General features: G+C 42.0%; 35 protein-coding genes. 1 reads left to right on the top strand and 34 read right to left on the bottom strand.

The genetic code is table 11. The annotated features are described in order from the left end of the window. Window position 1 precedes the first annotated feature (1 nt). The 34 genes from Q9Q86_RS02425 to Q9Q86_RS02260 form a co-directional block, all read right to left on the bottom strand. Window positions 2-670 (bottom strand): hypothetical protein, encoded by a 669-nt coding sequence (locus Q9Q86_RS02425; RefSeq protein WP_227540259.1) that lies wholly within the window; start codon window positions 668-670, stop codon window positions 2-4. Next, on the bottom strand, window positions 646-1116 hold the full coding sequence (locus Q9Q86_RS02420) for a GNAT family N-acetyltransferase (protein ID WP_112986250.1): 471 nt from the start codon (window positions 1114-1116) through the stop codon (window positions 646-648). The genes Q9Q86_RS02425 and Q9Q86_RS02420 overlap by 25 nt, the downstream gene beginning before the upstream one ends. Next, window positions 1113-1448 (bottom strand): hypothetical protein, encoded by a 336-nt coding sequence (locus Q9Q86_RS02415; protein ID WP_112986251.1) that lies wholly within the window; start codon window positions 1446-1448, stop codon window positions 1113-1115. The genes Q9Q86_RS02420 and Q9Q86_RS02415 overlap by 4 nt, the downstream gene beginning before the upstream one ends. Continuing rightward, window positions 1448-1804, bottom strand: coding sequence for a hypothetical protein (locus Q9Q86_RS02410; RefSeq protein WP_112986252.1), 357 nt, complete (start codon window positions 1802-1804; stop codon window positions 1448-1450). The genes Q9Q86_RS02415 and Q9Q86_RS02410 overlap by 1 nt, the downstream gene beginning before the upstream one ends. Continuing rightward, on the bottom strand, window positions 1805-3190 hold the full coding sequence (locus Q9Q86_RS02405; RefSeq protein WP_112986253.1) for a packaged DNA stabilization protein: 1386 nt from the start codon (window positions 3188-3190) through the stop codon (window positions 1805-1807). A 2-nt stretch (window positions 3191-3192) separates the two neighbouring features. Then, window positions 3193-3642 (bottom strand): hypothetical protein, encoded by a 450-nt coding sequence (locus Q9Q86_RS02400; protein ID WP_112986254.1) that lies wholly within the window; start codon window positions 3640-3642, stop codon window positions 3193-3195. Continuing rightward, window positions 3635-4117, bottom strand: a complete 483-nt coding sequence (locus tag Q9Q86_RS02395; protein ID WP_112986255.1) for a packaged DNA stabilization gp4 family protein — start codon at window positions 4115-4117, stop codon at window positions 3635-3637. Before Q9Q86_RS02395 ends, Q9Q86_RS02400 begins: the two co-directional genes overlap by 8 nt. 16 nt (window positions 4118-4133) lie before the next feature. Then, complete coding sequence (locus tag Q9Q86_RS02390; protein WP_112986256.1) at window positions 4134-4529, bottom strand: hypothetical protein; 396 nt, start codon at window positions 4527-4529, stop codon at window positions 4134-4136. After that, the gene (locus Q9Q86_RS02385; RefSeq protein WP_112986257.1) at window positions 4526-4795 is read right to left on the bottom strand and encodes a hypothetical protein; all 270 of its coding nucleotides are present in this window, start codon (window positions 4793-4795) and stop codon (window positions 4526-4528) included. The genes Q9Q86_RS02390 and Q9Q86_RS02385 overlap by 4 nt, the downstream gene beginning before the upstream one ends. A 62-nt stretch (window positions 4796-4857) precedes the next feature. Further along, window positions 4858-6117 (bottom strand): P22 phage major capsid protein family protein, encoded by a 1260-nt coding sequence (locus Q9Q86_RS02380; RefSeq protein ID WP_112986258.1) that lies wholly within the window; start codon window positions 6115-6117, stop codon window positions 4858-4860. A gap of 11 nt (window positions 6118-6128) precedes the next feature. Beyond that, window positions 6129-7019, bottom strand: coding sequence for a hypothetical protein (locus tag Q9Q86_RS02375; protein ID WP_112986259.1), 891 nt, complete (start codon window positions 7017-7019; stop codon window positions 6129-6131). Continuing rightward, window positions 7009-9090: a portal protein gene (locus tag Q9Q86_RS02370; RefSeq protein ID WP_112986260.1), complete on the bottom strand. Its 2082-nt coding sequence runs from the start codon at window positions 9088-9090 to the stop codon at window positions 7009-7011. Before Q9Q86_RS02370 ends, Q9Q86_RS02375 begins: the two co-directional genes overlap by 11 nt. 17 nt (window positions 9091-9107) lie before the next feature. Beyond that, window positions 9108-10556, bottom strand: a complete 1449-nt coding sequence (locus Q9Q86_RS02365; protein ID WP_112986261.1) for a terminase large subunit domain-containing protein — start codon at window positions 10554-10556, stop codon at window positions 9108-9110. Next, window positions 10534-11130 (bottom strand): terminase small subunit, encoded by a 597-nt coding sequence (locus Q9Q86_RS02360; RefSeq protein WP_112986262.1) that lies wholly within the window; start codon window positions 11128-11130, stop codon window positions 10534-10536. The genes Q9Q86_RS02365 and Q9Q86_RS02360 overlap by 23 nt, the downstream gene beginning before the upstream one ends. Window positions 11131-11139: 9 nt before the next feature. Next, the gene (locus Q9Q86_RS02355) at window positions 11140-11646 is read right to left on the bottom strand and encodes a hypothetical protein (protein WP_112986263.1); all 507 of its coding nucleotides are present in this window, start codon (window positions 11644-11646) and stop codon (window positions 11140-11142) included. Further along, entirely contained in the window at window positions 11630-11908 is a 279-nt protein-coding gene (locus Q9Q86_RS02350; RefSeq protein ID WP_112986264.1) for a hypothetical protein, read from the bottom strand. Before Q9Q86_RS02350 ends, Q9Q86_RS02355 begins: the two co-directional genes overlap by 17 nt. 173 nt (window positions 11909-12081) lie before the next feature. Further along, a complete protein-coding gene (locus Q9Q86_RS02345) occupies window positions 12082-12204 on the bottom strand; it encodes a hypothetical protein (RefSeq protein WP_260564124.1) in 123 nt (40 codons plus the stop codon). A 116-nt stretch (window positions 12205-12320) separates the two neighbouring features. Further along, window positions 12321-12758: a hypothetical protein gene (locus tag Q9Q86_RS02340; protein WP_112986265.1), complete on the bottom strand. Its 438-nt coding sequence runs from the start codon at window positions 12756-12758 to the stop codon at window positions 12321-12323. A 9-nt stretch (window positions 12759-12767) separates the two neighbouring features. After that, window positions 12768-13193 (bottom strand): VRR-NUC domain-containing protein, encoded by a 426-nt coding sequence (locus Q9Q86_RS02335; protein WP_112986266.1) that lies wholly within the window; start codon window positions 13191-13193, stop codon window positions 12768-12770. Window positions 13194-13202: 9 nt separating this feature from the next. Further along, window positions 13203-13382 (bottom strand): hypothetical protein, encoded by a 180-nt coding sequence (locus Q9Q86_RS02330; protein ID WP_075315851.1) that lies wholly within the window; start codon window positions 13380-13382, stop codon window positions 13203-13205. After that, on the bottom strand, window positions 13379-13756 hold the full coding sequence (locus tag Q9Q86_RS02325; RefSeq protein WP_112986267.1) for a hypothetical protein: 378 nt from the start codon (window positions 13754-13756) through the stop codon (window positions 13379-13381). The genes Q9Q86_RS02330 and Q9Q86_RS02325 overlap by 4 nt, the downstream gene beginning before the upstream one ends. Beyond that, window positions 13756-14037, bottom strand: a complete 282-nt coding sequence (locus Q9Q86_RS02320) for a hypothetical protein (protein WP_227540260.1) — start codon at window positions 14035-14037, stop codon at window positions 13756-13758. Before Q9Q86_RS02320 ends, Q9Q86_RS02325 begins: the two co-directional genes overlap by 1 nt. Continuing rightward, window positions 14034-14198 carry a hypothetical protein gene (locus Q9Q86_RS02315; protein WP_171293740.1) on the bottom strand — a complete coding sequence of 55 codons (165 nt, stop codon included), beginning with the start codon at window positions 14196-14198 and terminating at the stop codon, window positions 14034-14036. The genes Q9Q86_RS02320 and Q9Q86_RS02315 overlap by 4 nt, the downstream gene beginning before the upstream one ends. Then, entirely contained in the window at window positions 14195-14665 is a 471-nt protein-coding gene (locus Q9Q86_RS02310; protein WP_112986268.1) for a hypothetical protein, read from the bottom strand. The genes Q9Q86_RS02315 and Q9Q86_RS02310 overlap by 4 nt, the downstream gene beginning before the upstream one ends. Continuing rightward, on the bottom strand, window positions 14662-15093 hold the full coding sequence (locus tag Q9Q86_RS02305) for a hypothetical protein (protein ID WP_112986269.1): 432 nt from the start codon (window positions 15091-15093) through the stop codon (window positions 14662-14664). Before Q9Q86_RS02305 ends, Q9Q86_RS02310 begins: the two co-directional genes overlap by 4 nt. Next, window positions 15090-15335 carry a helix-turn-helix domain-containing protein gene (locus Q9Q86_RS02300; protein ID WP_112986270.1) on the bottom strand — a complete coding sequence of 82 codons (246 nt, stop codon included), beginning with the start codon at window positions 15333-15335 and terminating at the stop codon, window positions 15090-15092. Before Q9Q86_RS02300 ends, Q9Q86_RS02305 begins: the two co-directional genes overlap by 4 nt. Next, window positions 15332-16111 (bottom strand): hypothetical protein, encoded by a 780-nt coding sequence (locus tag Q9Q86_RS02295; RefSeq protein WP_112986271.1) that lies wholly within the window; start codon window positions 16109-16111, stop codon window positions 15332-15334. Before Q9Q86_RS02295 ends, Q9Q86_RS02300 begins: the two co-directional genes overlap by 4 nt. Further along, the gene (locus Q9Q86_RS02290) at window positions 16108-16302 is read right to left on the bottom strand and encodes a hypothetical protein (protein WP_112986272.1); all 195 of its coding nucleotides are present in this window, start codon (window positions 16300-16302) and stop codon (window positions 16108-16110) included. The genes Q9Q86_RS02295 and Q9Q86_RS02290 overlap by 4 nt, the downstream gene beginning before the upstream one ends. Next, entirely contained in the window at window positions 16299-17045 is a 747-nt protein-coding gene (locus Q9Q86_RS02285) for a site-specific DNA-methyltransferase (protein ID WP_112986301.1), read from the bottom strand. The genes Q9Q86_RS02290 and Q9Q86_RS02285 overlap by 4 nt, the downstream gene beginning before the upstream one ends. A gap of 11 nt (window positions 17046-17056) precedes the next feature. Beyond that, complete coding sequence (locus tag Q9Q86_RS02280; protein ID WP_112986273.1) at window positions 17057-18379, bottom strand: DnaB-like helicase C-terminal domain-containing protein; 1323 nt, start codon at window positions 18377-18379, stop codon at window positions 17057-17059. Then, on the bottom strand, window positions 18379-19215 hold the full coding sequence (locus Q9Q86_RS02275; RefSeq protein ID WP_112986274.1) for a hypothetical protein: 837 nt from the start codon (window positions 19213-19215) through the stop codon (window positions 18379-18381). The genes Q9Q86_RS02280 and Q9Q86_RS02275 overlap by 1 nt, the downstream gene beginning before the upstream one ends. After that, window positions 19215-19370, bottom strand: coding sequence for a hypothetical protein (locus tag Q9Q86_RS02270; RefSeq protein ID WP_171293741.1), 156 nt, complete (start codon window positions 19368-19370; stop codon window positions 19215-19217). Before Q9Q86_RS02270 ends, Q9Q86_RS02275 begins: the two co-directional genes overlap by 1 nt. Before the next feature lie 54 nt (window positions 19371-19424). Then, window positions 19425-19691, bottom strand: coding sequence for a hypothetical protein (locus tag Q9Q86_RS02265; protein WP_061519342.1), 267 nt, complete (start codon window positions 19689-19691; stop codon window positions 19425-19427). A 10-nt stretch (window positions 19692-19701) separates the two neighbouring features. Then, complete coding sequence (locus tag Q9Q86_RS02260; protein ID WP_112986275.1) at window positions 19702-19932, bottom strand: hypothetical protein; 231 nt, start codon at window positions 19930-19932, stop codon at window positions 19702-19704. Between the two features lie 123 nt (window positions 19933-20055). Here Q9Q86_RS02260 and Q9Q86_RS02255 point away from each other — a divergent pair, with 123 nt between their 5' ends. Further along, window positions 20056-20802, top strand: coding sequence for a LexA family transcriptional regulator (locus tag Q9Q86_RS02255; RefSeq protein WP_112986276.1), 747 nt, complete (start codon window positions 20056-20058; stop codon window positions 20800-20802). Window positions 20803-20805: the final 3 nt, after the last annotated feature.

Raw genomic sequence — 20805 nt, 5'->3', positions numbered from 1 at the left:
ATTAAAACATCCCCATCAGTTTCATACCACCGAGCGTACCAATCGTACTGCTCACCCCATTCCACATATTCGCACTGGCTTGCCCATTAGCAAGTGCAGCACCCGCTTGTGCCGCACCAGTCTGTTGATACAGATTAGAAATATTGCTGGCTGTTTGCATACCAGCATTACCTGTCCCTGCTGCTGCGTTTTGACCCAGTGCAGTCATGCCTGCTAGGTTTTGATAACGCTGATTGATTAGCTGATTAAGCAATTGTGGTCTAAACTGCGCTAATGCGGCTTGAGTGTTTCCACCACGCAATCCACCAGTAGCAGATGCGTTTTGCAGAATGGCATTTTCACCTTGCTGTAAATAAGTTTGCATCTCTGCACTATTGTTGATATTTCCGATAGCTGCTTGCTGTGCTGCTGTGCCATTAATACCCAATAAATCCTGCTGACCAGATAAACCACTAAGACCAGCATCCGCATAAGGCTTTAAGAGTTTTTGAACCGCATCAAACTGTCGACGCTGCTCTTCCACTCCCCTTTCAGATGCTTCGATCTGGGCGTTTGCTGCTGCATTTGCTGCTTTTCTTTGTGCTCTGGATGATAAAGCACCACCAACCACACTGGCACCTACCATTCCTACTGCAAGTTTTGTTCCTATTGCTGCTGCTGCGATTGGCATAAGTATTCTCCCTTGGTTAAGCCCACCAGCGTCTGGTCAAGCAATTCACCGTTTTTTAAGAATGATTGAGTCAAAACACCTTCTTTTTTAAATCCAAGTCGAAGCGCATAAAACAGGGCTTTTTTATTGGTCGAAGGTGTATAAGAAATTGCTTTTTGATAATTACTGAATAGGTAATCAAGCAGTAATTGCCCCGCCTGAAATGCTTCTTTCCCACGCAATAACAAACAGGTGTGAATTTCTGCGGTTACTGCATTTTGTGGAACAAGCATGAACAAACCTTTGACTTCTTCATTCTGGTAAATGCCAAGACACTCAAAGGTGTGTGGTAATTGCTGTAATTCGTGATTCTTGGATGCATCGTCCGAAATATCATCATTGACTGCAGCATCTAAAATCACACGGTTTATTAGGTCCAGATCATTTAGCGGCTGCAATGTAATCATGTGACCTCTCGCCCAGATGCTCGAATAGTAAGTGAGGTAGCAGCACTGGCAATCATGCTAATCGCATCGCCTGACTCTAAAACATGACCGACCAGCTCGGGGCAAAGATAGGTTTCACCTGATGCAACCGACTTATCTTTAATAAGTGCGTTAGCGTCACCAACCACACCACCTGAAGGCACCACGTTACAACTAAACGTCACAGCTGCTGCTGTTGTATTGGTAACTGTAACCTTATCGATCATGGTTTTGGCATTGGCGGCAATATATTGATTTGTTTGTGCTGCTTCTAATTGCTTGGAAGGAATAATACATTTAACTTTGACAGCCATTAAACTATCTCCAATGTTGAGATTTCATGGTGGTGAATATGGGTTGGCTCTGGTGAATCGGCTTGAGTATGCTCATAACGTGGAGTTAGATCGTCAAACTGACAACTGCACTGATGCACTGGCTCCATTGCTTTAATGCTAGCTAGCTCATCAATTGCATAAAGCAATGCCATTGCCAAGGCTGCTTGAGCGGTTGCACTTTCAGCTAGCGCCTGAACATCATCAAGGCTTTGCTGCTGATTGTTAAATTCACTGGGTAGAATTTCAAAAACCTGCTCAAAAGCCTTTAGGGTTCTTGGGTCTTTAAAAATCTTAGCAAGCTCTTCACGACTTGGTTTTTTAGGTCTAACTAGCATTTAAACCCCCAACGGCTCTACTTTTGCCTCTAGTCTTGCAACTGATAACCGTGCTGCTGATGTGCCTGTAAATCGCTGTATGCGCCAGTTTTGCATGTAGCCTTGCTGGAACCACACAAGGCGCTTTGTACGCTCTCCGCGCTTACCTACGCTGATAAACTTAGGCATAGACCATTCAACACCATCAACAGAATATTGCGTATAAATTCGGGATTCTTTGCCAAACGCATTGCGACCAGTTAAGGCAACCAATTCGAGTTGATGAAAGATTGCACCACTTGATTCGTTGTAAACAATCGCTGTGCCAAACTGCCACTCAATTTCATTACCCCAATGCTCACCCGATTCATCTGTAAGAGCCCCTAGTTTTGATTCCAAAGTATGACCTACAAACCATTTGTTATGGGCATAAGTCATGTTTCGAGCTTTATAGCCACCACCACTATTTAAAATAAACCATGTTGGTTGACCAGTTGTTTGTGATGCAACCGAGTCGTAAACCAAAGTTTGATCAGGCAGATGAATGTATAACCATGAGTGACCATCAATCTGACGTGATTCAAGCTGGCATTCGGTTAATTGTGCTTCGCTGTAATTTGAAAGAATTTGCTCAACTTCGCGTGTTGCAATCTTCTGTGACGAACCCGCTGCAGCAACATAAACTGTGATGGCTTCGTTTCGTCCACCGCCAAGCATAGCGATTGCATCCATATAAACGCATGCAGTCTTTTTGCTTAGCGTGCCTTTGGTAGTTTGAGCGCCATCAATTCGCTGGAATGGAAAAAACTCACCACCAACGTTATCAAACACTTCAATGGTGTGGCGGTTGAGAACATAGACTTCATTACGAAGTTTGATTAGACCAACAATAGGATCGGGATCGACTTCTGAAGAGCCATATTTAAGCGGGTTTACTTCAAATGGGTTGTTTAACTCAGTGACAACAATGTTGTTGCTGTCACTTGTCATGAAATAGCCATCTACCCAAATCACATCATGCACAGCACCTAGATTTGGGTCTGTAACCTGTTTTAACGTGCCGTTGTATAAATACAAGGCGTTTCCTGCGTTAATAGCTAGATAATCAAATGAATAATCAAATGAACACAACCCACCTGATTGCACATTGCCAATCTCTGTAATTTGACCAGATGCTGTAATTTTTACAAACTTGGTGCCGCAAACGCGATAATGCTCACCACGCCAAACAATACCACCACGATCTACACCTGGTAGGTCTGCAACATGGTTAATACCCTCGGCTGGTCTTAAATACCCAGCTGAAATCCCCTGTCCTTTTGGTACTGGAATCAGGTTGACAGGGTAAGCTGTGCGAAAATCAGAGTTATTGTCAGTATAGATTCCATCCAAAATAGGGATTTGCATATTTACCCCACTCGATACCAAGTATTTGAGAGCTTGTCGTACTTCAATTTAAAGAAACCATTTGCTGCTAAGGCATTTGGCGCACCAATCACGAGTGCATTATTCCCATTAACCGAGAAGTTATTCACCTGTTGAGAGCACGTTACCAAGACAACTTGCCCATCCGTAACCCCATAACGTTCTGGGAGCTTAATTGATCCAGTCTTAATACCTACAGATGGATTGAGAATCAGATAGGTGCCGACTTCATGATTTTCGATATTGAGTGTGAAATCCGCATTCGGGTTAAAGTGCTGCACAAGCAAGGGGGATTGATTAACCTGAATCCCTTCTTTTACTTTTTCAACTAACAAATCAACTGGCGCACCGCGATAGTCCTGATTGTTTGCACTCCAAAGCACAACTGAATCATTTGGACCAATGCGATCCGTAATATTTAATCGTTTATTCATTTGTGAAACTCACTGATGTGTCGGGAGCAAATACTGTTTTGGTAGGTGTCTTTTCAACAAAAGGTAGACATTCACCTTTGTGACCAGCACCACGCGGTAAAGATGGATCAAGCCGAACTCTTGGTGGATTGCTAAGCATGGCTAACTGAATCGTTTCAAATGCATCTTTTGCCATAGCTTTTAATTCAATTGGAATGGTTTTGCCAAATGAGCTAGCTAATCGGATAGACAGATTTAAAACCACCGCTTCAACAGCATAATCTGGGATAAAGGTCTCTTGATCCAAATCACCGCTATTGGCATCACCTGATAGCGGATAACCAAAGCGAATGTCTTTGCTATCCCATAAGGCCATCATTGAATCAAGTTTGCGCTTTGCACTTTCAACCTGCTCTGGCTGCATATCGAACACATAAGATGCAAGTCCTAGTTCTTCAAGCGCCTGCTCAACAATTTGTCTTTTAGTCCAGGACATTTAGCACCCCATATATTTAAGATTGATCTTCTGACTCAAGCACCAAATTAATTAATACTGGCTTGCCATCACGTGCACCGTATTCAACTTTTCGCTCATCAAGCAATTTGCGTAGCTCATCGGCTAGCATATCTTCAACTTGTTTAAAGCGTATCTGCTTGCGTAGCTCTTGGTTTTCATTTAGAGCTTCGACCAATTCTTCTTTAAGCTTAATATTTTCTTTTTCAAGACTTTGAAGTTTATTAGTACCAATAACACCATTTGGCTTGGATTCAATTTTTGGCTCAGGCAAATCACTAAAGCTTACCCAACCAGAATCAAGTAATTCTTTTTCCGATTCTTCATTTGATGCGGTTTGGTATTCGTATTCAACCTTATCGCCCTTGTAGAGCATTTTTGGGTAATTGCTCATGTTGCTACCTCATAAGTTGCTAAAAATATATCGGGCTTACATGGATAGAACTCACCCTGCACACCCTTAATGATGTAATCGCCCTCGGAGATGGTCATGACACCCTCAAGTGTTTTTATTTCACCACCAATAACATCTCCACCGTACTGTGACCACAAATCAATATCTTTTGCTTGTCGAATAAATTGCGGTGCGCCTTCTTTATAGCTCTCTTTCGTGAACTGCCATGCTTCGATCACTACGGGCTTTTTTCTGTATTTCGGCATTTTTACTACTCCAAAAATGACGACGCCCGCATATAGCGGGCATTTGTCGTCATGGTTTTGTTTTAGGCCTGATTTTCCAGCATGATGCCAGCTAATTCAGGGTTAAGCACTTCCACGTTTGCCCATACAAATAAACGGTAGTTAGCCGCTAATGTATCGACGTTAGAGTCAGACAACATCACGATCTGAATACCACTATCTGTAATCGCTTTACGAACACGCTTACCTGAAGCTTCAAACGGCTCAGTATTGAAGTCAGCATGCACAATTTCAATTGCTGATTTTTCATAGAACACGCTTGCTGCTGTGGTCTTTTTGTTCAGGATGGTGATTGCTGCACCATCTGCCGCACCAGTTGTTACGTTTGCATAAGCTTTTTGAGCTGCTGCTGTGCCATCTGCAGGAACGATTGCAGGTGAAATCGTCCAGTTACCACCATTGATTGCAAGAATACGGAAAGTTTTAAGCTGACCTGTAGATTGCTTGTTGATATGACCAACCGCATATACACCCGCGATTGTGAACACATCGCCAACTGCCGCACCCGTACCAGCGCCCGTACCAGTTACAATTACTAAGGTTTGAGTACGGTTATCAGCAGGGATACCATTCACATCGGCAGAAACTGGCGTGTATGACTGCGCACCACTTACCGTATAACCAGTGCCTGCAGAGCCAGTAATTGATTTACCGTAATCAACACGGAAAGTATCAAAGCCTGCAATCGGCTGTAGCGTAGAGCGTTGATATGCGTTCATTGGTGCTGTGTTCATTGTTTGACGTGCAGCAAGGTTGCCAGCAATGTTTTTCGCCATACGTGGATTTAACAGCATGATACGCTCGCCACGAGTCGCTTGTTGCTCAAGCATAAGCGCATCAGCTTCTGCAGCATCATCGTAAGTGTCGATTGCAGCTGCGTTGATTACAGCCAAAGTACCACGCTCTGCAACACGGTTAGCAACCAATGTATCCAACTTATTAGAAAGCAAGATATTTGATGTTTTAACAATATTGTCAAAAGCATACGGATTATTTAAGTCCACACCTGTCAATTTGACTGGCACGTTGCGGATGTGTGATTCAGTCAAAGTAGCTGGAACGGTAAGCTCTACCAGATCCTTGTACTGACCAGAGATATCGCGACCATCAACGATTTCTGTCATCAAAGGCATTGGACGGTGGAAAGTCTGACCATTTAAAGCAAGTGCTTCAGCAGGTGCTTTGTATTGAGAAACGTTTTTAGAGCTGATATTGGTTGCATCAAAGCCAGCCACAACATCATCAAAGAAAACATCAATTTTTTTAGCAAATGAGTTCGCCATAAGTATTCACCTTATTTCTGTAAAGATTTTTTGTATCTAATCAGCTCGGTACGATCACCAGTTTTCGCTGCTTTTGCTTCGAGTTGCGCTAACTTTTGATCTACCACACCAGACAAGCCAGCCGATCCGCTAGGTTTTCGCTCTGGTTGAGTTGATGGTTTACGAGTTTGGATTTTCATTTGAGAGTCCAGTTTTGCTGCGGCAAAGGCGAATTGAATTGGGTCTGTAATTTCAGAAAGCTCTTGTGCTTTCTTTGGGTTTTTCCCCAAGTGGTACAAAATCAATTCAGGATTTTCGGCAGCATGAATCAAAATGCCCTGCTGGGTTGCTGTGAGTTTGTCTTTTGCAGCTTCTTCTACTTCCTCAAAGTCACGAACTTTGGATGCTACATTTTGACGTCGCTCTTCATAGCTTTGCATTTTGTTCTGCCATGCTTGCTTAGCCTTTTCTTCTTCAGCCTGCTTTGCTGCCTGCTGCTGTTCAACTTGACGTTTACGCTCATGCCATTGCTCGACTGCGCTTTCAAATTGATCTTCGTCATAATCAAAGTCGGCAAGCTTTGGTTTTGGACCAACTTCAATCGGTTTGACAGCAGGTTTAGCCTGTTGCACCTGAGCTTCTAGCTCTTTGATGCGCTTACGTGCTTCCCGCTCTTTTTTGCGAAGGTCTTTTACCCATGCTGGCGCTGGTTTTCCGCTAAAATCATCCTCATCGGATGGCTCAGGCTCTTCATCGCCCACCGTAATAACAAACTCTTCATCTTCAGACGTCTTATCATCAGATTGGTTTGATTCATCTTGGGTTTCTTCTGGATCGCCCTGACTTTCAACTTCCTGATTGTCTTCAATCGGGTCGATGTTGTCTTCTTCATCCAGTTCTGTGCGCAGGTCTTCAATTGACATATTGCATTTCCTCGTTCTGTGTAGGCTGAACGGTTGCCTGTTGTGGTTGCATACCTAGTTGGCTAATTGCTTCAAGCACTGCTTGTCGCTCGTCCATATCTAGGCGTGTCATTAAATCTATAGCTTTAGCTTTGGTTTCCTCTGCTCTTGCTATTGCAAGTTCAGTGTCTGCCTGTGCTTTAATTGCGAGTGATTTATTCTTTTCAGCTTCTGATTGTAGATACAGCGTATTTGCATCAGGCTGCTGATTTTGGGCTTCTTGTGCGAGTTGCTGAGCTTCTTCTTTGGTTGGCTCTACAACACCCATACGCAGTAATTTCTTGCGGTAATATTCACGAACTTCACCAACACCTTCGCCCTCCATGTTCATCATAATCATGGATGACAGCACTTGTTGATCCATTGGGTCGGCTACCAAAGGAAGCATGTTGGTTAGTGAGCGTACCGTTGCATTGCGCTTACTGGTCGATGTTGGTCCAATGTCGATTGCGACATCAAACTTAGCTTTGGTTAAGTCATTTGTATGCTCAACTTCACCAGAAGTCGGGTTGTAAACAGGCTTAAATAACTCGATTGAGTCGATCTCGTCCTGATTGCCTACCGTCTTCATTGTTCGACCATCTTCAACATACAGCTCAGAAGCCATAGACAGCCAAATTTCACCAGATCGACGCACCGCTTTAGCAAAGTTCGAAATGTAGATAAAAGACTGCATATCCAAACGGTTTTGAATCATCTCGATTGCAACACCACTGGTATTTGAAACAATCTCATCGCCTGATTCTTGATTACCCAGAATGTCTGATAAATCTTGTTCAGTAACTTGAAGCAAAGCAGCCATTGCTGGTGGTACGTTTGGCGGCTTGGTGTAAGCCACTGGACCTTGAGCAACAACATTGCCCATTGCATCTTTAAGCGGATGAGCCAATAGGAACGGATAGTTCTCAATATTGTCATTCGCCCACATGTGCTGAACGCCAGCAACCTGTTCAGGTGCTAGAATTGGCTTCTCAACACTGGATAGCGCACTGATTTCCCCAAGCTTAGACAACTGCATGTTCTTCAGTCGCTGAGCATCTTTACAGAGCCGTACATGACCCATGCAACGCTCTACGTTGTCAACATACCAACGCTTGCCATATACAGGTACGATTGGAATATGACGACCAGCGATATAGCCATAATCCTCAAGAACACCAAGACCAGACATAAGAAGCTTGCGAACACGCTTGCGCTCAAAATCTCGGACACGAACCTCTTGCGCGCCAGTTGCATTTAATTCATCAAGAATGCTTGGTTCTTCTTCAAGTTGTTCTGCTGTATATCGTTCTTCAGAGCCATCAATTAAGCGGAAAATGTGAATCTTCTCTTTAACCTTTTCGACCTTGTAGTATTCAGCGACATAAACAGAATCTTTTGACGCCCAATCAAAGTGACTATTGCTAATCGTTTTATACCATGATGATGGGTCTTGATCTTCACCAAACTCTTCTTTGAATGCATCACATGACATTGAAGTCAAAACAAAGCAGTATTTCGCATCTGCTTTATCCTGGCGTTTAGCATCAGGATCAAAGAAAACGCATGTATCAGCATCAAAAATAGGTTCTATTCTGATTCGCTGATGCTCGTTCTCTTCATCGTCCTCATCTTCATATTCAGCACGTAAACGCCAAGCACCAAAGCCACCACCTACCGCTTCCTCAAATGCATTGTCATAAGCTTCATCTGCACCTGAGTCTTGTTCATCTGCACGATAAAGCTTTGCGCAGGTATCAGCCAAGTCATCATTGCTCACGCCATCTTTACTAATGAAGTTCACACCAATGCGGTTATTGCGATATTCATTGATAATACGAATGACAGCCAAGTGAATCTTATTGACTTCAAATTTAGGCTTGTTTTCAAACTGTTCGCCTAACTTGCCTTCCCATTGAGCACCAGCAATAGAATAAAAACGACGATCCTCTAAGCACTGTTGGCGTTCATCAGCAACAGCACATTGAGCTTTATCAAATTGTTTCTTTGCGGTTTCGTGGATTTTGGCAAGTCGATCTGCTTTATCAGTCACGACTTGACTCCATTTGATTACCAACGGTTAATTGTTGGGATTGGATTGATTGTTATTTCTTTTGGTTTTCCGACTAAGCCCTTGCGAATAGCGTAGCGTCTCATCATGTAGGCATAACGCGCTGCATCAAGCACATCCTCACCAGATTTCACGATCTTGCCCTTATCATCACGATGGTATTGCAAGAACTCATCTAGGAATACTCTAAGCCCTTTGAACACTTTGAATTTACCCTTACGCATAAGGTCGAGAATCTCAAAAAGACCTGCTTCAACACTTACTGAGCCATCAGGCCATGTGGCACGTTCTGCCAGCATGTTAAAGCCAGCTTCCTGATAGTACGATTTCTGCTGATTACCTGAGCCTTTCTCTGTTTGCAGACCATCAGAAGGCCATGCAATCGGAACTCCTTGCTGCCATGTCTTCACAGACCCCCACGCATCGTTTGGCGATACTTGTCGCTGTCTCCATGCATGAGTGACGTAAATGGTTTCGCTATCCATATCAATAGCAAGCTGAACTTGCGCTTGTGGATGGTCCCAACCGAAGTCCATTCCGCCAATGACCATCCAGTGATCTGGTATTTCAAACGGGTCGCACGTAATAAAATCTTCACTCAGATCATAAATACGACCATGACCGAGCATCGGAATACCCTTGGTGCGCATTTCACGCTGATGTGGCGGGAATGATGCAAGCAAAGTTTCTTTCGTTCGCTCAGTTAAGTGTGTTACATCATCCCATCCAGCACGAATCAAATACTGTCCCTGGCTTGGTGTGTCCATGAACTGAACAACTAGTTCAGTGCGGCCATTCTCAGGCGTAAACGTCAAGATTCCACGACCACCTTGCCCTTGGTCGCCTGTTGCTGTACGTGTCAAAACCTGTGGGAAAATTGTCTGATCTCTTGGCTCCTCATCAATGTGATACCAATCAAGCGAGTCGCCCATTAATGCATGCTGACCTTGTGAATAAGACCAGAATTGAACCTTTGATGTTTGGTACTGAACATCACCACCACCACCATGCCGCACGTAAACAGTACGCATAGCGTTTGGTGTGCCAATCATTGACTCATGTTCAAGAATGTATTCAGGTGGAATTAATCCACCCACCCAATTATTCTCAACACGACGGCCAAAAATTGGAGTCTGCAATAAATCTCGACACTTCTCACCAGAATAACCAAGAAGCCAAATTAAAGGCCCATGATCAAAAGCATGCCCATCCCACCAATCAGGGTAATGACCAAGCGCATGAATCGCATCAATATAAGTCCCTGTCATGGTTTTTCCGACACGGTTTGCAGCCATGAGCATAACTTGTGAATATTGTTTTGACGCCCAGATCATTTCACGCTGAAATGGGTAAAGCTTGTTGCCAAAATCTTTATATCTATATTTTTCTAAACGCTTTGCTTTTTCTTCAAGTAATGCCAAATATTCAAGCTTCTCCTCTCTTGTCATTTTGCATCACCTTGCTTTCCAATTCTTGAATACGCTTATCTAAAGCATCATCACTAATGTCGCTAATCTCGATTTTGCCTGTGTGCTCAATCTTGTCTTTAAACGCACCCACTGCAATATGCTTGCCCAGCAGCTCAAGATTCTTCACCTTATCAGGCCATTTGATCTTTTTAAGCCAACCTTCGCCATCATCCATGCTGATTGTTTCGATGTTTGATATGTATTGACGCCAAATCTTAGGCCATTCCTTCAATGGCTTCATATTTAGATTTTCGTCCATGATGTCTAAGACATCCATCTGGTCGATTTCGACTAGGCGCTTTAGAACATAAGTAGCGTCAACTTGTGCTTCTTCAGCAGCCTTATCCATCAGTGAGTCATAAAACGCTTTCACCTTAGGATTACTTAGGATTTCACTTGCACACGCATCGGCTGTTTGATCTGTTTTAGCTGTACCGCCTGCATCATAATATGCTTGTCGTTGAGTCTTTCCACTCATCAACCCAAACACAAACAGTTTTTGACGACCATTCAACTCATCAGCTAGTGCGGCTTGCTCTTGTGTGAGTTTCATACCCACCTCTTACTGTTCTCTCAAATACTTCAAATCATCTGGACAAGTCAGCTTCACACCATCCTTTAAACACCACATCTCAATATCAGTTAAGAATTCAGCCATCTGCTTTGTTGTGGCTTCCGTGATGCTCATTCGATTCGATACAAACTGTCTTAATGGTTCATAACCTGAACTGCCCGACTTTTTCAAATCACGCATAACCTTGAATGTTTCGGGATACTCGCCAACATTGTCACGGTTATAAATAATCAAAAGGTATTTGTATTTAAAGAATGCAGACGCTTCTTCTTTATCTAGTCCGCGCTGTTTGCCGTACTCAGTCATCCAAAGCCAATACAATCTTCTTTGTGCGCTAGATAATGTTTCCTGTCTCTGATCTATACGCACCACCAACGGCTTGCCATCACTCAAAGCATCTGCATGATGCTTGTGCATATACGCAATAGCACGACCTACTTCTTCAAATGATTTAATGATAAGCGTTATAGGTTCAAGCTTAGAAACATTCTTCATTATGCTTACCCATCATCAGCTCAGTCTTGACTAACCATTGTTCAAATAGCTTCTTAGTTTCTTCTCGACTACCAAGCTGATATGTATCTAACAAGTAATGGCAATTTCTACACAGGCTAACAGTATATTCATCATCAGCCTTTCGCCCCATCGACTTACCAAACTCAGCCCAATTCGCATGACATGCTTCACTTGGTGGAGGATTGCCACACCTTACACAAGGTAGCTTTCTAATCTCACCCAGTCGTTTACGGTCTCGCATAGCGTTTTATATTGCGCTGAATGTTATTGATCTGCTTGTCTATATCATGAATACGATGCTGACATGCTTGCTTAAACTGAAACGTTGAATTGAGATGATTAAGACTTTACAATTTTTCTTTGTCTTGATGTAATGATTCAAGATTCTTCTTTGCTTCGATCATATCCATACAATCACCAATTACACCAAACCAAATAAGCTGCAAATAACATCACAGCCAAATAAAACACCGTTTTGATTACGTTCTTAAACTGCTGACAATCTTCTTCAATTTGTTTGAGTTCTTCTTCGTCCATAGCGACACCATTATTTTTCTATAGACAACAAAAAAGCCCACCTTTCGATGAGCTTTTAAATACTTAGTGAATTACTATAACTTCGTCCACTATATCACAATATACGTGTTTCTCATTTAAATGACAAGTCTTTTGTCATGTCCTGCTAAATACCAACGCCCTGCTGTAATCATGTTGTTAATCGAGCTTCGGCTTAATTTAAATTCGCTATCCATTTGATCCAGTGTTAAACCTCGCACTTGCTTTTGAATGTACAGTTCTACAGCTACTTTTGCTGACTGACAGATAGAAATTGAACAACGAATTTGTCGTAGTAGTTGTTGAACTTGCTCATATTCAAAATCAGTCATCTTGAGAATGATTGTCTTATTGTTGCGTGCTGGCTTTGTAGCATTCTGCTGAACAAGCCAATAGATTTGATTGATACCAAGATCATCAGGCTCATTCCCGCCACGCATACGATTGATTGATATGAACGCGCCATATTGACTAAGCCATTCATCCAAAGTGTATTTAGACCAATCCATAACTTTTGTGTTCACCGCTGCATTCATACCGTTACCTCAAATACATAAATACTTTTTAATTTCTTGTATTGCTTCGTCCGCCCCAAAGCAGACTTTGCACATATAACCTTGTTCTTCTAAACGCTGGATCATGAGTCTTTGGCTTGGCTGTAACTTGCCTGCCTTTGATTTGAGTTCAATCCATAAGCCGTGAATCAAACCATTTGGAACTAACAATTGAAGATCGGGAACGCCTGCTTTAACTCCCATCTTTTTAAACTTAGCTGCTTCAATAACATTTCTTGATCCACCATTAGGGATATGAATCAAATAATCAGAAAGGCGACCATTCCTATACTTCACATGATGTGCCCATGACATGAGAGTAATTTGCTCTTGATCTTCTGTAGGTACCTTGTGAACGCGTTTAGAGCGAGCCACAGCTTTCGATCTGCTTCTTTGAGCCTCTTTGAATGTTGTCATTGGTCACCCTCACTTAACTCTAGGTTTTCTTCTATTACCTTTTCCCTGCCAAGTCTCTGGCTCTTTAGGGATTGAGTAATGAAGCTTTTTTAAGTTAAATTCGTCTTTTCTTTCTTTTACAGGACTTGCTTCAGCATACTGGCTAGCAGCAACCAAAGCAGCTATGTGCCCTAGAACTATTCGCTTCATTCCCCACCACCCTTGAGCGCTTGCTCTAACCGTCTCAATGCACTTAAAACACCACCTCTTATAAAATCAGCATCATCTATTGCATCTTCATCAATCCAACGCATAACACCATTAATACCTAAGATGGCTAAATCCACCCGCTTTTGCAGCTCATCCACTTTGGATTGTTGGTGTTGGTAAACAGACAACCCAAAATCTAAATCAAAAGAACCATAGCCGCCTTTCTTATCTGTGTAAGGAGTGCATCTGAGTTGCAGCTTGTTTCTTTCTGAACCATGTGACTGAATAAAATTCTCAAATCCTATTCGAGTATTTTCATTAAATTTTTTCATTGAATCTTGGTATTGCTCTAGTGTCTCAAATTCACTTCTCATCACTTCACCCTCTCATCAAACTTCTTGCAATTCGGACTGGGGTCACAGTCGCGGAGGGTTTCTAAATCAATACGATGCCCTGCTGCGATTTCTTGTTCAGTTGCGTGTCTAAAGTTTGACTCATGCGCAAACGAGTATTCTTTTTTGCTCCAATAAGCTCTAATAAATTCGTCTTTGTAGGCTTGAATCTTCATAACCTTGTTTTGACTAATTTTTTTTAAAACTACAGCTTCACCTACCTTAAACATGCTCACCCCATTCTGTTTATTAATCGCATTCATTGGCTTTGCTCCTTGTCACGGCTTGTCATGTTTGCCTTTGCTTCTTTTAACAAACCGTTTAATCGCAATTTCAAGTACATACGATTTGCTTCGAGTGTTTCTTTAGTTCTGAGACCTTGATTGTATTTGCTTCTTAGAGTCATCATTAGTTTGAAGTTCATGCCTTAGCCCTCACCAAACAATTCGCCACTGCCCAAGCATCCAGGCATGTGTCGTTATGGAACTCCTCATCCATCATCGACAACCATTCTTCCTTAGCGCCTTTCCATCCTTTGACTTTTAAGCCATGCCCTTTGTTCACATAGCAATTTTCATAACCATTTATGAACTCAGATAACTTCATTGGCGTATCAATTCTAAATCCACGTTCCACAACCCCTTCCTCGCCCGATTCTTTCTTGATCTTTGCGAAGAACGTCACACCATAAGTTTGATGATTAGCAATCGTTCCAAGTTGCAGAGCTGGCATTAAGTTACCTTGATAAATCTTTGCTAAAACTGGATAAGGCAATACACCGCTTTTATCACCCGTTTGAGCTTCGTACTGCTCAACCACATCGACTGCATGAAATACATTCCAACGCAACTGATAGTGTTTTGCTTTAGGTGCTTGTTTTGCTTTTCTCACGCCGCCAGCCCCTCTAATTCTTTTCGTGCTTTCATGATTTTGTTGTAAATGTCTAGTGTGAATGATTGCCTAGTTCCCGATCTAATTAGAGAGAGTGTTGAATGCGCACATCCTGCAATCCTTGCAACATCAACCAAACGCCCGCCATAACTTCTTATCCAATCAACTATTTCTTTCGCCTGTTCTGCTGTTGGATAAACACGGTGTTTTACCAATCTTGCGTGTGATACTCGATGTGTACGCACAACTTCATCAACTACAGGTTTAAACTCAATCAACCCCCTCAACTCCTCAATCAACGGATGATCTAAACCTAGCTCAAAAGCCATCTTCACCTCCTTAGCAGTACAAAGCTCATAATCGGGACGCCCTTTCTTCGCTGCTAGGTTCTGCAAAGCAGCTCTAATTTGGCTTAGTGTTGGAGTCATTTGCTTTCTCCTTTCACGCCAAATAATTGTTTTGTCTTGTCAGTGGCTTTATAGCCAAGTGGGGTGCACCCATCGCCCACCAGGTAGCCTAATCTCTCAAGATCGGCCAAATAGCGCTGTGCTGATCTTCTGTGCAAACCTATAATGTCGGCGCAATCCTGCGTAGAGATACGGCTAGAACGAGTGACTGCTGCTCTAAGCAATGCAATGTTGTTCTCAATAACTTTCAGCCTTGTATTCACGCTGCACCCCACTCAAAATCTTCTTTGGCTATCACACAACTAAAAGAGCAACTAATGTTTGGCTCATCTTGAATGCGGCCCGCACTAGGGTCTAACTCATCTAAATAAACAGGGATTCGATTTTGGTCTTTTAAGATAGAGTGACCAATTTCCCGCTCTACCTTTGCCATACGACTAAAAGCTTCAGGAAAATCCTTGCGTATCTTGTTCCAGTAACCCATCCCACCTTTTACGCAGCCAATGCAGTTATTGTTTGAGTAGCCAAGCTTATACATCACAGGAATTTCAATACCCGCGTCTTGGAGCATTGCAAGGCCATCGGCTTTTGAGAGATAAGCGCCTATCAATGGAAACCATGTCTTAATATTTGAATTTCGCTCTTCAAAATCTATTGCGCGGTCAGTTTCATCCAAGTCAAAGCCAAATACATGCAAATCACCCGCTTGTTGAAATGAGCCACGAGGAATGCGCTTAAGTTGTGTTGTACAAGGAGCGCCATTTGGACCCTTAAGAAACCCTTTCTTAAAAACCTCGTATATTGAGTTTTTGCCTACTGGGTATTTAGGGTTGTAAATTTTAATAACCTCTTGACCAAACCAAACCTCACAGTCCTTTAAGAAGCGTTCATTATCCGAGTGCTCCTCTTTAATCGGGCTGTTCACAATCACTACTGGTACATTTGGGTAAAGCTTGGGTGCTTGCTGCAATACAATTTTTGTCGCCACAGCTGAATCAGCGCCGCAACTAAACCAACACACGATACGTTTAATATTCACACCTCACCCCCTGCTTTTTCCACGTAATACACCAAATCCTGCATGTGCTTTAAAAACTCTGGTGGCTTCTCATTCAACACATCCCAATCCATAAATACTTTTCTCATTGCAGCCAGTGCTGCCTGTGCAACTTCAAGCGGCATAGTCACTTCACACCAATCCACAGTTTGATTGTCTAGTGGGTGTTTCATACCGCTTCTCCAAATAGATCAGGCTGCATGTCTTTCTCGGTACCTGCTTGAGCAATGCGTTCTTGCGCTATGTCAAAGTACTTTTTCTCTTGCTCAATCCCAATGAATGAACGGCCCGTGTTTACACAAGCAACGCCTGTGGTACCACTTCCCATTGTGTTGTCGAGTACTGTTTCACCTTCATTTGTGTATGTACGAATCAAGTACTCACAAAGAGCAACTGGCTTTTGCGTTGGATGAAAGTTCGATTTCTGCTTATCACTACTGAATAATTGAACTGAACGCGGGTACCTCTCTGTTGAGTCATAAGATTTAATGTTTACCTGTTTGCCGTAGTGCTCTGACCCAATGTCTTTACGCTTCGCTGTCTTGCGTTCATGTCCAAACGTTTTGATCGGATTGAATGTTGGTTTAGCCTTGTAAAACACGAGGATGTTTTCATGAGCACGTAACGGCTGGAAATGTGCATTAAAGAATCCAGTAGCGGCAGGTTTCTCCCATATCCACTCATAACGAAATAGCTTTAGATTTGATGTTGCAAGTACTGCTGTGAATGGTTGAGCTGCAAATAAAACAATTGCACCATTCTCTTTGATTACTCGTTCGTATTGCTCCCAAAGTGGCTCGAATGGAATAACAGCATCCCAACTGCAGCAGGTGGTACCGTAAGGCAAATCACAAAGAATCATATCCACGGTACCGCTTTCGATTTCTTTCATTCGCTCGAGGCAATCGCCAAGCATAAGGTTATGTTTCACGCCCCACCTCCCACTTCTTCACTAATACCCACAAAGCGACAAATATCTAAACGGTCCATAACCCGAACTACGCCTCGTTTGCCATGTCGATTTTTAGCAACGATGATTTCTGTAATGCCGCTAGGTAACTCATCTTCTGAGTTAAGAATTGGATGAGCTAAAATGATTTGATCTGCATCTTGTTCGATCTGACCCGATTCTTTGAGATCAGAAGCCTTAGGGCGCTTACCTTTCTCTGATTCACGGTTTAATTGAGCCAACGCAATCACTGGGCAATTAAACTCTTTAGCCAATGCCTTTAAATCACGGCTGATTGAACTGACTTCTTGATAGCGGTCTTTCTTGCTTGGATCTCGCACAAGCTGCAAGTAATCAATGATGATGCAACCAAGTTGCTTATATTTGCGCTTCGCTTTACGAGCGTATGAGTGGATTTCCGCAATCGTTGGTTTTTGCTTATCTTCGATGTGAATTGGTAATTTATTGAATCGGCTTTGAGCTTCTGCAAACTGTCCCAACATGCCGTCATACAATTCAGCATTGTGGATATTGTCGTAAGGAATATGTGTTAAAGCTGATATACAACGGTTAGTGAACGTCTCAACATCCATTTCAGCCGATACAACCAAGACAGCTTCACGAAACTGGACAGCGGTTTGAATAGCGACCATTTGAGCCAGTGTTGATTTACCTGAACCTGGTCTACCACCAATCACACAAAAATGACCTTTCTGAATTAATCCAACTAGGTTATCCAAGTGAGCTAGATTGAATTTCACTCCTGCGTATTGCTTGTTGTTTTTAGCTTCCGCTTTCTCAATTAATCGATCTACAGAGCGCTTGATTGCTTCTTCAAAAGTGAAGCTAGATTTTTCCGCATCAGTTCCAGTTTTCTTACCATCAAGTATTGCTTCGGCTGCAATGTGAATATCTGGAATGGTTAAGTCCTGTGAGATTTGAGCAATACTTTCACCCATCTTTTCAACTTCACGATGAGCTTTGAATTTGTTTAGTTCAGCAGTGTATGACTCAAGATTATAAAAACTCGAAGGCGCTTCACTGCTCATTTGCAGTAGGTACTCAGAACCACCCATCAAATGGATTACGTTTTTCTGTTTGAGTTGCTGCTCAACCATTACGAAATCGTAAGGCTTGTTATCATTTGCCAGTTCTGCAATAGCTGTGAAGATTTGCTTATGTCTTTCAGGAAAGAAGCAGTCCACATCAAGATCATTGCTCACCACATCAAACGAATTTGCAACAGTCATCAATGCTGTGAGTACAGCTTGTTCCATTGGGATATTGTGAATATGACTCATTACCAATCCCCCATCTCTGTTTTGATGTTTTTAGGGTTAATGGCTTGAGTGTTGTTTTGCTCTGCTTGCTTGAAAAGTTTTTCAACAAGTTTGAAATCACGTTTTACCCACTTCACGAAGTTTGAATACATCTGAGTGGTAGTCACTGCGCCAGTGTGAATTTTGCTTTCGTAATGAGGATTGATTTCAAGAAGTAATTCTTCAACTTGAGCTTGATTGATTTTCGGTAAGCCCGATCTTTGCATCCAAGAATTGAGTTGATGTAAATCAGGTTCCCAAATTTTTAAAACTTCATCGACTTGGTTTTGTTGAGCGTCACTCTCTCTATAAATATTTCTATAAGTATTATCTATTGTGTCTTTACTAGGTAAAGTGCTAGTACTTTCCTTAGTAAAGTGGTCGTGCTTTACTAGGTAAAGCGCTTTACTAGGTGAAGTACTTTCCTTAGTAAAGTGGTCAGCTAGTGAAACTTCGTTAATTTTGTACTGATTTCCCAATTTTGGATGTGTAGAAATAACACTGATAACACCCAATGAAATTAACTCGTCAAGCCCTTTACTAACGGTTTTTGAACTTGATTTTCTAGCTTTTGGATTATCTTTATGACGCTTTTCTTCTTGAAGCTGTGAGTAGCTAACATAGTCAGATTCTTTATTAAACCCATTGATATAGCCCTCAAGCATGAAATAGACATGGCGAGCTGCATCAGATAAGAATGGATATACATCACGTCTGTACTGCCAACTTGAGCGGACATGACCTTCCTCAAACTTATCTGTCATATTGCTCTTACCTTTTGAGATTGGGATGATCTCAGCTTGTTTTAACGCACTCATCAGCCACCCCACACAAAACAAGCCAAGTCAGCTTTAGCTTTTGCTACTGCTTGGGAATTTTCGAGTGTCCGATTAAGCGCATAAGCCTCAACCGCTTTCTGAAACAAACTAATCTTTCGATTTAGTTCAATGTCTGCTAATATTTGATAGTTCATTTGATTTATCTCACTGAACATGACCGCTGCCAGCTGTAACTGGAAAGCGGTTTTTTATTGCCCTTGATTCCCGTTAATCCCTTCCAATCCCTCACCGAAAATTACTTCTGTAGAGAGATCCCGCATCAAAGCTCCTAATCCCAAGCGCTCAAATGATTTTGCTTGTAAATTAAGTACATGCCACTCACCTGCTATTTCCTTCTCAAGTAAATATGCAAGGTATTGAGCAAGGTCTTTACCTTTGATTTCAGCGAGAACTTTTGCTCGCTCATGGTTTTCAGGAGACAAACGCACATGCGTAGATTTTTTTTCGAGACTCATACATTTGTCCTTAAGCTGCTAAATGTTTTGGATTCGCTTTATCAAGCAACCACTCTTTGGTTAATTTTCCATTGCTATGCTCTGCAAAAATCTGTGCGTAATTCGTTTCGCCTGTGTAGTCAGTTCTTGGTAAAACACCTTTCTCTGCCATTTTCCGCACAGCTACATAGGAAATCCCGAGCAATGCTGCTGCTGAGGTTCGCCCACCAACAGCATCAATAGCTAGTTGAATAGGATTCATATTTAAACCTTATTTATACCACTTCGATATTTTTATTAAACCATGAGTTAAAATTTATTTCAACCTATGGTTGCTTTCATTTTTATTCTTTTTATACGAAAATTTAACCAAAGGTTTCAAGTGATGACAGTTATGAGCACAATGGTTGAGCGCATTCAAGAATCTCTGAACGCTAAGAAATTATCTTGGGCAAAAGCTGCCACAATGATAGGTTTGTCGCCTCAAGCTCCCTCTAAATGGAAAAAGGGACAAATTAGCAAAGAGACTCTAGATAAGTTGGCTGAATTGCTGGAAGTTGATGCTGGATGGCTTTTAAATGGCAAGAAAAGTGAGAATTTAACTAACTTCAACATGCAGCAGTTCATGGATAAGCATGGCTTAACAAAGAAAGACGATTCTTCTTTTGATGTAGATGATATTCATGAGCCTACTGTTGTTGATTACGAAACTGAAAACGGATTTATTTGGATTGACGTGGTGGAAGCTAATTTTTCTTGTGGCGCTGGTGAATCAATCGAGTTTCATTTTGATGTTATTAATGGAAAGTTTCCCTTCCCACCTTCTTTTTTTCAAAGAAAGCATGTTGACCCAAAATGCATGAGAATTATCAAAGCTAAGGGCGATAGTATGTCTGATTTTATTCATGACCAAGATCTTGTTGGGATTGACATATCTCAAACCGAAATCATTGATGGTGAAATCTATGCTGTGTACTTTGAAGGTGAAGGCATGATTAAGCAGATATTCAAGGAAGAAGGTGGAAAGCTGATTTTACATAGCCTAAATCCCAAATATCGTGATCGTGAAGTTACAGAACAAAATGGTTTGAATTTTAAAGTTATGGGTCGTCAATTTTGGCGTGCGGGATAAGAC

The organism is Acinetobacter sp. A22 (assembly GCF_030913345.1).
In the GTDB taxonomy this organism is placed as follows: Bacteria; Pseudomonadota; Gammaproteobacteria; order Pseudomonadales; family Moraxellaceae; genus Acinetobacter; species Acinetobacter junii.
This window is presented reverse-complemented; position numbering and strand designations above follow the sequence as displayed.

Bases quoted from the DNA above. Each gene is read 5' to 3' on its own strand.
- Q9Q86_RS02415 (WP_112986251.1), bottom strand. From the start codon at position 1,448: ATGGCTGTCAAAGTTAAATGTATTATTCCTTCCAAGCAATTAGAAGCA.
- Q9Q86_RS02340 (WP_112986265.1), bottom strand. From the start codon at position 12,758: ATGAATGCAGCGGTGAACACAAAAGTTATGGATTGGTCTAAATACACT.
- Q9Q86_RS02390 (WP_112986256.1), bottom strand. From the start codon at position 4,529: ATGAGCAATTACCCAAAAATGCTCTACAAGGGCGATAAGGTTGAATAC.
- Q9Q86_RS02320 (WP_227540260.1), bottom strand. From the start codon at position 14,037: ATGAATGCGATTAATAAACAGAATGGGGTGAGCATGTTTAAGGTAGGT.
- Q9Q86_RS02395 (WP_112986255.1), bottom strand. From the start codon at position 4,117: ATGTCCTGGACTAAAAGACAAATTGTTGAGCAGGCGCTTGAAGAACTA.
- Q9Q86_RS02260 (WP_112986275.1), bottom strand. From the start codon at position 19,932: ATGAATCCTATTCAACTAGCTATTGATGCTGTTGGTGGGCGAACCTCA.
- Q9Q86_RS02350 (WP_112986264.1), bottom strand. From the start codon at position 11,908: ATGCGAGACCGTAAACGACTGGGTGAGATTAGAAAGCTACCTTGTGTA.
- Q9Q86_RS02315 (WP_171293740.1), bottom strand. From the start codon at position 14,198: ATGAACTTCAAACTAATGATGACTCTAAGAAGCAAATACAATCAAGGT.
- Q9Q86_RS02355 (WP_112986263.1), bottom strand. From the start codon at position 11,646: ATGAAGAATGTTTCTAAGCTTGAACCTATAACGCTTATCATTAAATCA.
- Q9Q86_RS02405 (WP_112986253.1), bottom strand. From the start codon at position 3,190: ATGCAAATCCCTATTTTGGATGGAATCTATACTGACAATAACTCTGAT.
- Q9Q86_RS02265 (WP_061519342.1), bottom strand. From the start codon at position 19,691: ATGAGTCTCGAAAAAAAATCTACGCATGTGCGTTTGTCTCCTGAAAAC.
- Q9Q86_RS02420 (WP_112986250.1), bottom strand. From the start codon at position 1,116: ATGATTACATTGCAGCCGCTAAATGATCTGGACCTAATAAACCGTGTG.
- Q9Q86_RS02280 (WP_112986273.1), bottom strand. From the start codon at position 18,379: ATGAGTCATATTCACAATATCCCAATGGAACAAGCTGTACTCACAGCA.
- Q9Q86_RS02305 (WP_112986269.1), bottom strand. From the start codon at position 15,093: ATGACTCCAACACTAAGCCAAATTAGAGCTGCTTTGCAGAACCTAGCA.
- Q9Q86_RS02400 (WP_112986254.1), bottom strand. From the start codon at position 3,642: ATGAATAAACGATTAAATATTACGGATCGCATTGGTCCAAATGATTCA.
- Q9Q86_RS02275 (WP_112986274.1), bottom strand. From the start codon at position 19,215: ATGAGTGCGTTAAAACAAGCTGAGATCATCCCAATCTCAAAAGGTAAG.
- Q9Q86_RS02335 (WP_112986266.1), bottom strand. From the start codon at position 13,193: ATGACAACATTCAAAGAGGCTCAAAGAAGCAGATCGAAAGCTGTGGCT.
- Q9Q86_RS02325 (WP_112986267.1), bottom strand. From the start codon at position 13,756: ATGAGAAGTGAATTTGAGACACTAGAGCAATACCAAGATTCAATGAAA.
- Q9Q86_RS02285 (WP_112986301.1), bottom strand. From the start codon at position 17,045: ATGCTTGGCGATTGCCTCGAGCGAATGAAAGAAATCGAAAGCGGTACC.
- Q9Q86_RS02255 (WP_112986276.1), top strand. From the start codon at position 20,056: ATGACAGTTATGAGCACAATGGTTGAGCGCATTCAAGAATCTCTGAAC.
- Q9Q86_RS02345 (WP_260564124.1), bottom strand. From the start codon at position 12,204: ATGGACGAAGAAGAACTCAAACAAATTGAAGAAGATTGTCAGCAGTTT.
- Q9Q86_RS02385 (WP_112986257.1), bottom strand. From the start codon at position 4,795: ATGCCGAAATACAGAAAAAAGCCCGTAGTGATCGAAGCATGGCAGTTC.
- Q9Q86_RS02360 (WP_112986262.1), bottom strand. From the start codon at position 11,130: ATGAAACTCACACAAGAGCAAGCCGCACTAGCTGATGAGTTGAATGGT.
- Q9Q86_RS02375 (WP_112986259.1), bottom strand. From the start codon at position 7,019: ATGTCAATTGAAGACCTGCGCACAGAACTGGATGAAGAAGACAACATC.
- Q9Q86_RS02425 (WP_227540259.1), bottom strand. From the start codon at position 670: ATGCCAATCGCAGCAGCAGCAATAGGAACAAAACTTGCAGTAGGAATG.
- Q9Q86_RS02290 (WP_112986272.1), bottom strand. From the start codon at position 16,302: ATGAAACACCCACTAGACAATCAAACTGTGGATTGGTGTGAAGTGACT.
- Q9Q86_RS02380 (WP_112986258.1), bottom strand. From the start codon at position 6,117: ATGGCGAACTCATTTGCTAAAAAAATTGATGTTTTCTTTGATGATGTT.
- Q9Q86_RS02330 (WP_075315851.1), bottom strand. From the start codon at position 13,382: ATGAAGCGAATAGTTCTAGGGCACATAGCTGCTTTGGTTGCTGCTAGC.
- Q9Q86_RS02270 (WP_171293741.1), bottom strand. From the start codon at position 19,370: ATGAACTATCAAATATTAGCAGACATTGAACTAAATCGAAAGATTAGT.
- Q9Q86_RS02365 (WP_112986261.1), bottom strand. From the start codon at position 10,556: ATGACAAGAGAGGAGAAGCTTGAATATTTGGCATTACTTGAAGAAAAA.
- Q9Q86_RS02410 (WP_112986252.1), bottom strand. From the start codon at position 1,804: ATGCTAGTTAGACCTAAAAAACCAAGTCGTGAAGAGCTTGCTAAGATT.